The sequence below is a fragment of the Paenibacillus sp. FW126-R14 genome, assembly GCF_058789495.1.
In genome coordinates this window covers 17,182-30,083 of sequence record NZ_JBYTBS010000005.1, presented here as the reverse complement: position 1 = coordinate 30,083, position 12,902 = coordinate 17,182, and the positions used below count along the sequence as shown (strand labels likewise).

The following is a 12,902-nucleotide window of genomic DNA, read 5'->3' as shown; positions in this document are numbered from 1 at the left end:
TTAGAATGAAACCAGAGATATTCTATTTCGAGTGAGGTGCTTATTCATGAAACATGAAATCGTGACATCCGATATTACCGTCGTCGGCGGAGGTTTGGCAGGCGTATGCGCAGCAATCGCGGCGGCAAGATTAGGGCAAACCGTTTCGCTCGTCCAGAATCGCCCTGTACTTGGCGGCAATGCCAGCAGTGAAGTTCGCGTCTGGGTGTGTGGAGCTACCTCCCATGGCGTTCACCGCAATGCGCGTGAAACCGGGATTATGGGTGAAATGTTCGTGGAGAACCAATACCGCAATATCGACGGAAATCCTTATATGTGGGACCTGATCGTGCTGGAAAAAGTGAAAGCCGAAAAAAATATTACGCTGTTCTTGAATACAGACGTACATGAGGTTGAAGCTGACGGAGAAGAGAATTCCCGAACAATTCGGTCCGTTACTGGCTGGATGATGGGCTCTGAACGCCGGATCCGTTTTGATAGCCGCGTTTATCTGGATTGCACCGGCGATGGATTAGTCGGTTTTCTGGCAGGTGCGAAGTTCCGTATCGGCCGTGAAGCGCAGGAGGAATTCCATGAAGAGTGGGCTCCTCTCGTACCGGATGATATCACGCTGGGAAGCACCTTGCTCTTCTATACCAAAGACGCAGGGCGTCCGGTTAATTACATCCCGCCAAGCTTCGCGAAAGACATCACCCAAACCTCCATTCCGATGAAGCGCGTCATTCGCAGCGGCGATAACGGATGCGCTTACTGGTGGATCGAATGGGGCGGCGAGCTGGATACGGTTCATGATAATGAAAGGATCCGCGACGAGCTGTCGTCCGTTATTTACGGGATTTGGGATTATATCAAAAATTCCCGCAAATTCGATAGCGAGAACCTCACGCTCGAATGGATCGGTTCCGTTCCCGGGAAACGGGAGTACCGTCGTTTCGTAGGTGACTACGTGCTGAATCAGAACGATGTCATTGCACAGGAGCTGTTTGAAGACCGCGTAGCCTTCGGCGGCTGGTCAATCGACCTGCACCCGCCGCAAGGGATGTATGCCACCGCAAAAGGCTCCAAACATATGCATATGGACGGCAGCTACCATATCCCGTTCCGTTCCCTCTATTCGTCCAATGTATCGAATATGTTGATGGCCGGGCGCAATATCAGCGCGTCCCACGTTGCTTTTGGCACGACGCGCGTCATGGCGACTTGCGCCGTTATCGGCGAAGCCGCGGGCACTGGCGCTGCTCTTTGCGCAGCGAAGGGCATCTCGCCTCGCGAGCTGCACGGCAGCCACCTGAGCGAGCTGCAGCAGACACTGCTGCGCCAGGATGCCGCCGTGCTCGGCGTGAGAAACGAGGATGCGTCAGACCTCGTGCTCAGCGCTTCTTTGACAGCGTCCAGCACCTTGACGCAGCTCGCTCTTGAGGAATCTGCGGCAGTCATCCCGCTTGCCGCACATACGGCGGTTCTCGTGCCCGCAGATCCGTTCATTGAGGGCATCGAGCTGCTGCTGGATGCCTCGGAAGCTACCGTGCTCACGGTTGAGCTGTGGAGCACAGGAAAGCCGCAAAACTATGTCCCGCACACCCAAATTTCGGTCGTGCAAGTCGCTGTAGCCAAGGGAACCGGGCAGTGGATAGAAGCACCGCTGAGCTGGCACCCGGACACGGCACAGAATGCGTTTATTATTCTGAAGAGCAACCCGGCTCTGTCTGTACACTTGTCCGCACAGCCTCAATCCGGCGTTCTCTCCTTCAAGAAAAAAGAAACGGATGATTCCGCGGATTTCGGCGACATGCATCATCACCAGCCCGTTATCGATTGGAGCTCCAAAGAATTCGTTCGCAAGCCGGTATGCTTCCGGCTGCTCTCGCCGACCTCCGCATTTGCGGCGGATAAAGCGGCTAATGGCTATAAACGGCCATACGGAGGCCCTAACCAATGGTCGTCGGCTGTGATGGAAGCCGGTAAGCCGGAATGGCTGGAAGTCAGTTGGCCGGCACCGGTGCCGATCCGCACCGTGTACCTTACGCTGAATGACGATGTCAATGAAGACCTCATTAATTTGCATCACCATCGGACAGAGTTCGAGATTATTCCCGAGCTGGTTAAAAACTATAAGCTGCAAGCCTATGTCGGAGGAGACTGGAAAACAGTGGCCGAAGGGGTCGATAATCATACTCGCCATCATACGCATACCTTCTTCGAAACCGTTGAAACCGACCGTCTGCGTATATTGGTGGAGTCAACGAACGGCACGGCAAAAGCTGAAATTGTAGAGATTCGCTGCTATAGTTAATTGTGGAAATCACGCTAAACCGCTCGGCATATGCTGGCGTTTGGCGTGGTTTTTTCGTTTCTGCACAAGCTTCCTTCCGACAATCTTTTCTAATAAATAGGTCTTAATATCCCTTGCTTAACCTAACATGGTATGTTATATTAAAAGTGCGTCAAATCAAGGTTTCCTCTTCAAAAAGTTGACATAGGAGTGATGAAAATGAATCAGAATTCCGTTCAAATTCCACAAGGCGAAGAGATTATTTATGTAGAAATGACTGTCAAGGAAGCGCTTGCACTGACTGGCGCGAAGTTCACCATGAATCACAAACTAGAGACAGACGCCATCAAAAAAGTAAAGCAACGTCTTGAAGATAAACTGCTCCATTCCAACCATTAATCGTAATCTTTGTCTCGGCATACAGCCCAACGAACGATCCCCATCGCTCGTTGGGTTTTTATTTTTTACGAATCCGGCCGTATCAAAATCAGTGAACTGCTTATAATAAACTCGCACTGTCCAACAACTATAACAACCATATCCAAGGAGTGAACAACCATGTCAGCAGATCATAAGCAGCAAGGCCAATCCAGAAAAAATACAACGACAAAAACACAGGATCAGAAAAGCGGCAAAGGACATAAATAAGGAAAATGGAACATCAGGAGGATGACCTATGCTGGATAATTTAGAAAGCAGCTACGACTGCGCGAATGCGAGCTCTGACTTGCATAATCTCATCCAAGAGCTGGAGCAATTTCAAGGGTCGCAAGAGCAGCGCAACCGGCTTGAGAACCAAATCCATTGGATTCAGAATAAATGCTCCATCCCGCATGAACATATCCCTTACAGGTAAAATAAAGAAAAGTCCATGCCTCCTTATTGTGGGCGCGGACTTTTTTCACTGATTACCCATTGATTTTTCTTCTTGTTAAAATGCATGGAACCCCTCTGCCGACAGCCCCCGGTTGGGCCATTAAAGCCAAGTATCGAAGTCCTCTCGCGCATTGCGTTTTACATACCGCACAGGTGGAAGACTCCACAATTTTCATCGTATACTGTTCTCTGGATGATACAACTTTCTTCTTCGCTACCTTGCCCTTCCCTTTAGGTGGTGCCATATCCTCGCCTCCCAGCCGATTCCTTATTCCAGTATATGAACTCTGGACATAACGGTTCTTGGGAAGCAAGGTATAGTTCTCATTACTTGTCTATTGGTTAACGGTTTGCAAATCCAGTGCAGTCAGAAGAATCGGAGCAATCTCAGCGTACAGCTCGGCAAAAGATTCCGCGGGCAGCGGATTGACACCAACTCCCACTTCGACGGTAAATCCGGGTTTGCGAAAATGCTGAATAAACCAATCTTTATAGCCTGCGTCGCTATCCGTTAATTTCACCGGCTCATAACCGCTAACTCTGGCTAGTTGCTCCGCAATCGCCTCGGATTCCGGCGGTTCATATCCACGGTAATTCCAGTAAATTTCCCTTCCCTGCGTATGCAGCGCAACGACGAACTCGAAGGGATGATATTCTGTAAAACGAGCGAGCGCCACGGCCTCAGGTTCCGTTAATGGCTTCTCCCCGCCATAATCGCGCGGACCGGGTCCGGGCTGCCCTCTTCGTTCCGCTTCCTCCTCCCAATGGGCAGGAAATTGGTCATTAAGGTCCACGCCTCGTATATTAGCTTTCCAGCTGCTGAAATCCGGCTCCCCTTCATTCCATTCCAGCAGGCTCGCTTGATGCGGATGCTCAGGGCTAACGCCATTCAGCACAAGCTCAACGCCATCGGGATTCACCATGGGAACGACCCAGAGCGAATACTCCGAAAGGAGACGCCTCGTGTTCCTGCCATGCCATGCCGTCCCCCGGGCATACGAGCAAGCAAGATCCTCTACAAACTGCATGATCAGGGGCGTCGTAATCCACTCATTGGCATGAACCGCTGCGTTGACATGCAGCTCTCTTGCGCCTTGACCGATGCGCAGCGCAGGGATGCCTTTCCCCATCACACTTTCCCCTATAACTTCGACATGCAGGAAAGGATAAATCCTGCCGAGCCGATTCAATTCATCGCAAAGCGTCCCATATCCGTATCCTACCATACGACCACCTCACAGCACTTTGATCTCCTACGTAGGTTATGAATATGCCTGCCGCTCCGGATTCATGCGGGGGTAATGGAGCTATCTGCCTGAAGGGGCGGGAGCTAACTGGAAATTAACATAAAAAGCTATCCCGCAAGTCATCGAGATGACTGGGGATAGCCTCTTCAAAAAATGTTAGGCACCTGCCAAACGACAGGCGTAATGGCAATCTGCTCTTTGAGCCAACTTTCTGTTATTCGTTTAAATAAAACGGGATCTCCGCTGCAGAAAAATTGATGGATTGGCAGCAATCCGGATGTTTCCATCATGTCACGGTGATACAGAATCGCACTGATTTCTCTGGCCGTTTCGTCTGCCGATGAGATCAACGTCACTTTCGGCCCCATCACCCGGGAGATCGGTTCCATCAGAAACGGATAATGCGTACAGCCCAAGATTAAGCAATCGATCGGCTTGCCAATGAGCGGGCGAAGCGATTGCTCGACAATTTCCTGCTCTTGTTCCCTGCCAAACAGCCCTTTCTCTACGAAAGGGGCCAAGAGCGGGCAAGCCTCGCTGTACACTTGAATGCCCGGAGAAATTAACCGCAGCGCATGCTCATATGCTTTGCTGCGGATCGTTCCATCGGTGCCGATGACCCCAACAATCCCGCTTCGCGTATGTTTAATCGCGGCTCTCGCCCCTGGTGAGATGACACCCAACACCGGAATCGGGACATGTTCGCGTATATCTTCTATGGCAACAGCGGTTGCCGTGTTGCAAGCGATCACTATCATTTTAGGATTAAATTGAATTAAGTAATCCACGATTTGCCGGGTAAATGTGCGTACTTCAGAGGGAGATCGCGGACCATAAGGACTTCGGGCCGTATCGCCGAAATAAATCACTTTTTCTTGCGGCAGCTGTCTCATGAGTTCTTTGACTACAGTTAATCCTCCGACACCGGAGTCCAGTACGGCTATCGCTTGCTGCACAACTATCCGCTTCCTTTGCCGGTTAATGAAATTCACAGGCCACATGGATAGAATATGAACGTACAAGCTGAAAGGTACCTAGGCTTGCGACATTGATTATTGGTCCGTCACCTATTTTGGGGGCTGCAAATCATTCACAAGCGCGAACTCATAGCCTTTCTTCTTGATCTCTTTGCAAATGCGCGAGAGCGCCTGCATGTTTTCCAAAGAGCCCTGATGCATCAAAATAACATTGCCATCATGCAAATTATTCATAATATCATTGTACGGATCCTCGGCGCCGTTCGCTCTCGGCTCCCAATCGCGCATCGCCGTTGACCAAAAGACAGAGGTATATCCCATGCTCGATACTAAACTCAAGTTATGCATATTGTAGTGGCCGTAAGGGAAGCGGAAATATTTCTCGACTTCTTTGCCCGTCAGCTTTTTGTACAGCGCTTCAAAATCCGTAATTTCCTTGCGAATCTGATCATCGCTCAGCTCATTGAAATCGTTGTGCGTCATCGTATGGTTGGCAACAAAATGGCCATCCTCCACAACTCTTTTTAAATAGTCCGGATTCTTCTTAATATTGTTGCCCGAAATGAAAAAGTTCGCTTTCACACCGTTTTCCTTCAACGATTTCAACATCAAATCCACTTCGATTAACGGGCCGCCGGCGTCGATGGTTAAGTAGACCTTTTTCCCGGTCCCCACCCATACGGCTTTCTGATCCGCGGTAAATGATTTCGTTTCTTTCGGAAAATCGGGAACCTGCCCCGTTTTCTTCTTCATGTAGTACCATGAATAGGGCACCTTGTCCCCTGCGGTTGGTTTCGTTTTTGCCGTGTCCGCTGCAGGCTTTGCTGATGCAGTCGGGCTGGGAGCAGTCGTTGGGTGCGGAGTTGCACTTGGAGCTGCTGTAGGCGTTGGAGTCGGTATGGGAGTAGCTGATGGTTTAGGAGTTGAAGTTGGAGCTAGCGTAGGCTTAGGTGCTTCCGCTTTTGCTGTCGTTTGCGGGCTTGGTGTTACAGCCTCGGCGGCAGGGGGAATCAGGCTTTTGTCTGCACAACCGACCAATGTTGCGCTTAGCAGGATCAGCAGTGCAGCACTTTTAGTAATTGGTGTCATCTTAGCACCTCGTTAGGAATGAATACGTTCGGTATTCATTTCGACAGCGCCTGACAAATTACCTGCCTATTTTTGGTGCGTGGCGTTTATTTCGTAGCTCGGTAAGTCAAATATTGGAGAATGCTGATCACAATAAAAGCCGTTCCGGCAAGCATTGGAATCGTAATAAATCCAAGCCAGTTCAAGTAATCCACGTCACAGGGAACAGGCCCGCAGCTCGTTGCGGATTCGTGAAAAACCCCGGATTGCAGCAGTACATGATACACGGAAATGCAGGCTCCCCATATCGTCAAAGGCAATACATAAATCGTCAGCTTGTAGTCTCTGCGCACGGCTGCGATCCCCAAAATAACGACCAGCGGGTACATCAGAATGCGTTGATACCAGCATAATTTGCACGGTATGAAGTGCATAATTTCCGAGAAATACAGGCTCCCTAGTGTGGCGATTAAAGCTAGAAGCCATGATAGGTGCATGCCGTTTTCCCTAAAAAATTTTTTTGACATGAGTGCTCGTCCTCCTCTTTCCCATTATTATAGAAAAATTATGCAGGGAAGTCTAACCTTTTGGGGGGGAGGAGTGGCAATGGGGCGGATATGGGGGCGCGGCCCCTCCTATCCGCATATCCTTCTCGCGAGACGGCCTTTTCGGACGGCTCACAATAAATTCCCCCCGGCCGCGCGCCCTCATCCGCGCAAGCCCAAACAAAAAAGCAGGCCGCAACCAGCCTGCTTAAACCGAAAAACTATACGCCACTTCGTTCGTCTGCTTCACCAGCTCGCGCCACTGCTCCACCGGAACGATGTCGACGACCGCTTTGATCGGGATGCTCGCAAAATCCAGCTGCGGCACAGCATCCAGCTTCATCCGGTTGGTGACCAAACGGTCCAGCCAAACGGGATACTTCATCTCCATCTGCTGCAGCCGGTAGATGGCCGTCTCAAAATCTTTGCGCGCTGCGTTCACCGAGCCGATCACGCATTTGTTCTCCAGCACCATGCTCTGATTGAGCATGTCGGATGAAATCTCCAGCTTGCGGTCAGCCGGCGTGACCCCGAGCAGCGCCAGCACGCCGTTCGGCGCAAGAACGGACATGGCCTCGAAGGCGAGCGGGCTGAAGCCCGTGCATTCGAGGATCAGGTCCAACGGCTTGCCGAGCCCCTCGGCATAAGCCGTCAAGCTAAGGCCGCCCTCATCGGCCGGCTGAAACACGCCCCCGCAGTCTTTCACAAGCTGCGCTTGCAGACTGTCCTGCGGCGATTTGGACCAGACGTACGCGTCCAGCCCCAACAGACGGCACGTCATCGCGGCGAGCAGCCCCAGCGGGCCGGAGCCGAGAATGAGCGCTGTTCTCGGCTCCCAAATTAGCCGTTGCTGTACGCGCAGCACCTGATCCCATACCTTCTCGACGATGCTCTGCGGCTCGACGAGCACGCCGTGCTCCAGCAGGTCAGACGGCACCTGCACCAAATAGCGCCCCTCCTCCTTGTAAAGCTCGGAGAGGAAGCCGTGGGCGCCTTTGATGCCGCGTTCCACAAATTCACCCGTCTGACAGAAGTCAGAGTGACCGTTGCGGCAATTGACACAGCTTTGATTTCGGCAGGGCCGCCGGACAATCGCGGTGACGAGATCGCCAGGCTGAAACCCGCTCTCCACCCCAGCCTCGGTCACGACCCCAAGGGATTCATGTCCCGTGGTCAAATCGTTTTCCCCCTGCGGGGGAACGCCGTATTTTTCCTGCAAAATCTCCTTATCCGTGCCGTCCAACCCCACTGCCAGAACCTTGACAATGACCTCTTGCGGATGAGAAATGACAGGATCGTCCACGGTCTCCAGAACAATGGAAGGGTTGCCCTGCCGCAATTCTTTAACGCGAATAGCTTTCATCACTTCATCTCCTTCCAGCTAATGAACAACCGGCTCCAGCACTTTGTCCTCGCTGGCATCCGCCGGCTGCTTCGTTCCCGCCCGGGTGAATGTCTTTAACTTTGACAAATATTCCTGCGTCACTTTAATGAAGGAAGCGTGGGACCACGTAAGCGGCGATACGGACAGCGGAGCTCCTGTGAACGGGTGTACCTGCTCAGCCATCGTGCCTGATGGCAGTGCGTGGCGAATCGCCCAGCGCATCAAATTTTCCGCTTCCTGCAAATCATCGGCGTTTTTGGCAGAAGCCACCAGCCATTCCGCATACCACAGCGTACAAATAAACCACGGATTGCCGGGCACTTTGGCAACATCGTTCGTTACCTGATGGTAGTAGTCATTTTCATACCTCGCAATGCCGCCGATATCCGTTTGTACCCATAATTTCTCTTTCAGCATCCGCATCGTTTCCACGATCCTGGGATCCTCCAGCTCAAATAACCCGAAGTCGAACAACCCGTACATGCTCATGTCCAACGTATAATCCGGCACATATTGGTTTTTTTCATAGCTCCAGTACAATGCCCGCAAAAAGCGATTTTGGTCAGCCGCGAACAGCTGTTGTTCCGCCGCCTTTTTCACCTGATCGGCAATATCCGCATAATAAACGGCACGCGCTTTATCCTGATGGTAATCAGCGAAACGGGAAGCGGCAACCAAACCTGCATGTACAGAGGCAACCGTAAAGGCAAGAACGCCATAGCGCTCTTCCCAAAGATCGTAGGAGGGCAGCGGCAAACCCGATGCATCCCGATAATGGACAAGGAAATCGGCCGCCGGTTGGACAAGCTGCTCATAGTCCTCACGGGAACTTTCCAGCGTACCTGCCAGCTTATGGTGATGCCACAGTGTATAAAGCACGAGCGCCGTTTCATCCTCTTGAATGGCAAGCTGCTTTTTGCCCTGACCATCCACCCAAGGGTGCCAACTTGAGCCTACGGAACTATCCGGATTATACTTGTGCATGAGATAGCCCTCAGGTGTCAACACTTTCTTACAAAAGTCAAAAAAGTTCCCCGACAGCTCATAGTACCCGGCCCGGTCTAAAGCGTGTGAAACAAGCGCTCCGTCCCGCGGCCACATATAGGAGTAGGTATCTTTGGCAAACTTCAAAATATCCGAGTCATTCGCTGCAATAATCGCGCCGCGATTGTCAACGTTTGTCCTTGTGATCAGCAAGCATCTTTTATAAAAAGAGGCCAAATCCGGCTTCAGCAAGGAGAGCTGGTGAGCGTCCTGGTTGACCCAATTCACCCAATGATTATGAGTGCGTTGGAGCAATGCTTGTGGCGTCTCCATACGAAGCATGCTTTCCATTTGCTCCACTTCCTGCTTCGTATGGCCAAAACAAATCCAAAACCAAGCTTCTTTGGAGCTCTTGGGAGGCAGCTGCAGCGTCAATTCAAGCGTCCCGTCAACCGAGCCTTGTGCGATCGGATTTCCCCCTAGTTGACCGTCTTCCGCATCACGCCATGTGCCTTCGAGACCGCGTATCCCTTTTTGCCCAGTTGCGTAACCGCTCGGGAATGGCTGATCGGCATCCGGGGATAAACCGGACAATGACATATAACGATGCCCCTTATAGAAAACCAGAGAATTTAGCTCAGGGTCAAAATAAATGGTGTCTCCGACCCCGTTTCCATAGATTTGCAGATCCAAATGAAAGTAAAGCTTGATCTCCCTTTCCTCTTCAAAAAGGTTTTCCAGCTTCATTTTACGCAGAAACACATTGTGCTGAACATCAACGCCATCGCGGATAACGAAGTTTAAACCCAGCCTCTCATGCGTGCCTTCCACGTTGGTAACCAGCGAATCTTCAAGGTAATTCAGCTTTTTTGAAACCTCCGGATTGTCGATCCAGAAGAAATCTTGCGCACACCAAATACCGAAATGTGAAAGATGATCGCTAGATTGATTCTCTTGACCTACTAAAGGGTAATACATGTCACGAATATTATAAGCAGCATCAAAATTAATGAGCACATTCCCATTTCCAATGGGTAAATCTCTTGCCATGCGATCAGCCTCTTTCCATGGTGATGCTACTAATTTACCAATCGCAAAGCATAAATATGCACGCACCGCCACTTCGCAGGGATTTAAGGAAAATGGCACCAATTCACGTCTACACATTTTCATTTCCATGAAACTCATTTACAATTAAACAATATGGAGGGATTTATCACTATGAAGCAATTAGAAGGATTCGGTAAGTTTTTGGAAAGCTTGAGGGGCAAAATGTCCCTGCGCGAGGCAGCTAACAAAAGCGGACTTTCACATGCCTACATCAGAGATCTGGAATTAGAGCGAAACCGCTCGACGAATGAGAAAATCAATCCATCGCCAGTTACGCTAAAAAAGCTGTCGGATGCCTACAACATACCGTACACCGATTTAATGGAGAAAGCCGGCTACCTTGAGAACGAGAGTGAATTCGCGGGCAGCAGCCAAAGCGCTATGCAGGAGCCTGTTCCCATGTCGGATACCTTGTTTATTGAAGTCAGTTCCAAAGAAATGATCTATCACACCCGATTCGAACGCATCAGCCAAGGCATGAATTCATTGCTTGATTTCAGTCTTTTCTTGGACAAGCTTGAAGAGATGGGCTTTAAGAAAATGGATACCGACCTTTTCGTCAATATGAACCAGATACAAAAATACAATGAAAAAGATGGAAAACTTTATTTTGACCCGCTCGGCATCTCCAAATGTGTAGTCATTGCTGCCATTCGCCAGAAAAAGTATCACGATCTCATTGTGCGCAGCGTTGCCCGAAATACAGGCATGGGCTTGGAGTTTCACTACGACCGTCTATCGTCGGCAGATTCCCTGCTATCTTCTGTAAAACGCCCAACCTAACAAGATTTTACAAAATAAGGGGTAAAGTTTTGAAACTTTACTCCTTTCTTTTCGTCTATCTATAAGGATTGATGAATTGATTTCTTGGTAGAGAGGGTTGGTATTGAATTCATGGCTGTACAACAGACTACCTCCCCGCTGTCTCGGCAAACGAGAATGAACAGCCGAAAGCGTTCTGCGGGCATGCGTTTTTTTCTGTATACGATTTTGAGTATTGCTCTTCTTTCCGTACTGTCCTTATGCTGGTTTTTCCTTACTGCGTCAGGCACTAGCGTACGACTCATGATGGCGGATACGTTGATTACGACGCAGCACAGGGATTGGGCCAAATTTTTAATCGGCTCCGATGAATTACAGAAGCGCGTTGAAGCTTATTGGAAGCAATTTGATGAAATGGGCGATGAGAAAGATAAAGGGATCGTTCAGCTGGAACCGGTCAGTTCCACCGCCCCGGCAGCGGTCAAGAAGGAGCTCGTCACGATCGAACCGATTTCGGGTACGAATTTCAAAGGCCAGCTTGTCACCATCTCTGATCCCAAAAAGCTGCGTATTGCCGTTCCCGAGAAAGTAGGCAAAGGCGAGAAAGTATCCTCCATGGTCAAAAGGACGGGAGCGATCCTCGGCGTCAACGGCGGAGGCTTCATCGACCCCAACTGGGAGGGCAATGGGTTTCAACCGGAAGGGATTGTGATTTCGGGGGGCAAAATCTTTTACAATGACAAAGGCATGAACGGCACGGTGCAGGTCGTCGGCATCGATAAGGAAGGACGCATGATCGCCGGCAAGTATAAAGTTTCCGAACTGGTGGAGATGGGGGTTCAGGAAGCCGTTTCCTTTTCCCCGCGGTTTATCGTCAACGGTGTCGGACAGATCAAAAGCCAAGCCGACGGCTGGGGCATTGCCCCGCGAACGAGCATGGCGCAAACCAAAGACGGCTCCATTCTGTTTGCCATCATCGATGGCAGACAAAAGCACAGCATAGGCGCTACGCTCTACGATATTCAGGAGATTTTCCTGGAACACGGCGCCGTCACGGCTGCTAATTTAGATGGCGGAGCGTCTACGGTTCTTGTCCACAACAACACCATCATCAACAAGCCTTCCAGTGAATACGGAGAACGTTATCTTCCTACGGCATGGCTGCTCTTCGAACATCCGGAAACAGCGCCTATCAAGAACGTCTGGGAAGGTCTCGATATTCGCAAGATCGATCCGTCCAAGTGGTAAACAAAAAAGCAGAAAGCTCTGCCCGAGCTTTCTGCTTTTTTGTTGCACGTTTAGCGGTTGCCTAGAATGACCAAATCTTCCGCTGCCTCTGATTCTTCCACATCATCCAGCAGGTCAGCGTCATCGTTTTTGGACTCTTTCCAAGAGCGCACCGTGTCCATCACACTCGCGGCCGTGTCTTTCGCTTTGCCTACGAAATCGGATGTCGTCGTACTTACGGATTTCGCGACATCTTGCGTTTTTTGGGAGACGGTACTGGCGATTTGCACCGTTTTGTCACTAACCGCTTTGGCATTCTCCGCGATGTCGCTTCTTAGCTCACGTCCGGATTTCGGTGCGAACAACAAAGCTGTCGCTGCGCCAAGCAAACCTCCTACAACCGCACCGATGAGAAGATCTTTTCCCTTTTTTTCGCCTGCCATGTGAAAT

General features: G+C 50.5%; 13 protein-coding genes. 5 read left to right on the top strand and 8 right to left on the bottom strand.

Translation table 11 applies throughout. From position 1 onward, the window contains the following. Nucleotides 1–46: 46 nt before the first annotated feature. The 3 genes from AC3WRW_RS04735 (at nucleotide 47) to AC3WRW_RS04725 (ending at nucleotide 3,128) form a co-directional block, all read left to right on the top strand. Entirely contained in the window at nucleotides 47–2,293 is a 2,247-nt protein-coding gene (locus AC3WRW_RS04735; protein ID WP_492545213.1) for an FAD-dependent oxidoreductase, read from the top strand. Nucleotides 2,294–2,491: 198 nt separating this feature from the next. Continuing rightward, entirely contained in the window at nucleotides 2,492–2,671 is a 180-nt protein-coding gene (locus tag AC3WRW_RS04730; RefSeq protein WP_492545212.1) for a hypothetical protein, read from the top strand. Nucleotides 2,672–2,948: 277 nt separating this feature from the next. After that, entirely contained in the window at nucleotides 2,949–3,128 is a 180-nt protein-coding gene (locus AC3WRW_RS04725) for a DUF2524 domain-containing protein (RefSeq protein ID WP_171683683.1), read from the top strand. Between the two features lie 52 nt (nucleotides 3,129–3,180). Here the strand turns inward: AC3WRW_RS04725 and AC3WRW_RS04720 are convergent, their stop codons facing one another. The 7 genes from AC3WRW_RS04720 to AC3WRW_RS04690 form a co-directional block, all read right to left on the bottom strand. Next, on the bottom strand, nucleotides 3,181–3,393 hold the full coding sequence (locus AC3WRW_RS04720) for a hypothetical protein (RefSeq protein WP_492545211.1): 213 nt from the start codon (nucleotides 3,391–3,393) through the stop codon (nucleotides 3,181–3,183). A 90-nt stretch (nucleotides 3,394–3,483) separates the two neighbouring features. Beyond that, the gene (locus AC3WRW_RS04715; RefSeq protein WP_492545210.1) at nucleotides 3,484–4,374 is read right to left on the bottom strand and encodes a M14 family metallopeptidase; all 891 of its coding nucleotides are present in this window, start codon (nucleotides 4,372–4,374) and stop codon (nucleotides 3,484–3,486) included. Between the two features lie 167 nt (nucleotides 4,375–4,541). After that, nucleotides 4,542–5,351: a glutamate racemase gene (gene racE / locus AC3WRW_RS04710; RefSeq protein WP_492545209.1), complete on the bottom strand. Its 810-nt coding sequence runs from the start codon at nucleotides 5,349–5,351 to the stop codon at nucleotides 4,542–4,544. Between the two features lie 111 nt (nucleotides 5,352–5,462). Further along, entirely contained in the window at nucleotides 5,463–6,461 is a 999-nt protein-coding gene (locus tag AC3WRW_RS04705) for a polysaccharide deacetylase family protein (RefSeq protein WP_492545208.1), read from the bottom strand. 86 nt (nucleotides 6,462–6,547) lie between these two features. Next, nucleotides 6,548–6,967: a disulfide oxidoreductase gene (locus AC3WRW_RS04700; protein ID WP_492545207.1), complete on the bottom strand. Its 420-nt coding sequence runs from the start codon at nucleotides 6,965–6,967 to the stop codon at nucleotides 6,548–6,550. A 226-nt stretch (nucleotides 6,968–7,193) separates the two neighbouring features. Beyond that, on the bottom strand, nucleotides 7,194–8,348 hold the full coding sequence (locus AC3WRW_RS04695) for a glucose 1-dehydrogenase (protein ID WP_492545206.1): 1,155 nt from the start codon (nucleotides 8,346–8,348) through the stop codon (nucleotides 7,194–7,196). Nucleotides 8,349–8,366: 18 nt separating this feature from the next. Next, on the bottom strand, nucleotides 8,367–10,403 hold the full coding sequence (locus AC3WRW_RS04690; RefSeq protein WP_492545205.1) for a glycoside hydrolase family 15 protein: 2,037 nt from the start codon (nucleotides 10,401–10,403) through the stop codon (nucleotides 8,367–8,369). 171 nt (nucleotides 10,404–10,574) lie between these two features. Between AC3WRW_RS04690 and AC3WRW_RS04685 the strand changes: the two genes are divergently transcribed. Together AC3WRW_RS04685 and AC3WRW_RS04680 are read left to right on the top strand one after the other, a co-directional pair. Next, nucleotides 10,575–11,246: a helix-turn-helix domain-containing protein gene (locus AC3WRW_RS04685; protein WP_492545204.1), complete on the top strand. Its 672-nt coding sequence runs from the start codon at nucleotides 10,575–10,577 to the stop codon at nucleotides 11,244–11,246. A 111-nt stretch (nucleotides 11,247–11,357) separates the two neighbouring features. Next, nucleotides 11,358–12,473, top strand: a complete 1,116-nt coding sequence (locus AC3WRW_RS04680) for a phosphodiester glycosidase family protein (RefSeq protein WP_492545203.1) — start codon at nucleotides 11,358–11,360, stop codon at nucleotides 12,471–12,473. A gap of 50 nt (nucleotides 12,474–12,523) precedes the next feature. On the opposite strand, the gene AC3WRW_RS04675 is transcribed toward AC3WRW_RS04680, so the two are convergent. Then, entirely contained in the window at nucleotides 12,524–12,895 is a 372-nt protein-coding gene (locus tag AC3WRW_RS04675; RefSeq protein WP_492545202.1) for a YtxH domain-containing protein, read from the bottom strand. Nucleotides 12,896–12,902 lie beyond the last annotated feature (7 nt).

Excerpts from the sequence above, each read along its gene's own strand:
- AC3WRW_RS04735 (WP_492545213.1), top strand. The coding sequence starts at position 47 with ATGAAACATGAAATCGTGACATCCGATATTACCGTCGTCGGCGGAGGT.
- AC3WRW_RS04730 (WP_492545212.1), top strand. The coding sequence starts at position 2,492 with ATGAATCAGAATTCCGTTCAAATTCCACAAGGCGAAGAGATTATTTAT.
- AC3WRW_RS04725 (WP_171683683.1), top strand. The coding sequence starts at position 2,949 with ATGCTGGATAATTTAGAAAGCAGCTACGACTGCGCGAATGCGAGCTCT.
- AC3WRW_RS04720 (WP_492545211.1), bottom strand. The coding sequence starts at position 3,393 with ATGGCACCACCTAAAGGGAAGGGCAAGGTAGCGAAGAAGAAAGTTGTA.
- AC3WRW_RS04715 (WP_492545210.1), bottom strand. The coding sequence starts at position 4,374 with ATGGTAGGATACGGATATGGGACGCTTTGCGATGAATTGAATCGGCTC.
- AC3WRW_RS04705 (WP_492545208.1), bottom strand. The coding sequence starts at position 6,461 with ATGACACCAATTACTAAAAGTGCTGCACTGCTGATCCTGCTAAGCGCA.
- AC3WRW_RS04700 (WP_492545207.1), bottom strand. The coding sequence starts at position 6,967 with ATGTCAAAAAAATTTTTTAGGGAAAACGGCATGCACCTATCATGGCTT.
- AC3WRW_RS04695 (WP_492545206.1), bottom strand. The coding sequence starts at position 8,348 with ATGAAAGCTATTCGCGTTAAAGAATTGCGGCAGGGCAACCCTTCCATT.
- AC3WRW_RS04690 (WP_492545205.1), bottom strand. The coding sequence starts at position 10,403 with ATGGCAAGAGATTTACCCATTGGAAATGGGAATGTGCTCATTAATTTT.
- AC3WRW_RS04685 (WP_492545204.1), top strand. The coding sequence starts at position 10,575 with ATGAAGCAATTAGAAGGATTCGGTAAGTTTTTGGAAAGCTTGAGGGGC.
- AC3WRW_RS04680 (WP_492545203.1), top strand. The coding sequence starts at position 11,358 with ATGGCTGTACAACAGACTACCTCCCCGCTGTCTCGGCAAACGAGAATG.
- AC3WRW_RS04675 (WP_492545202.1), bottom strand. The coding sequence starts at position 12,895 with ATGGCAGGCGAAAAAAAGGGAAAAGATCTTCTCATCGGTGCGGTTGTA.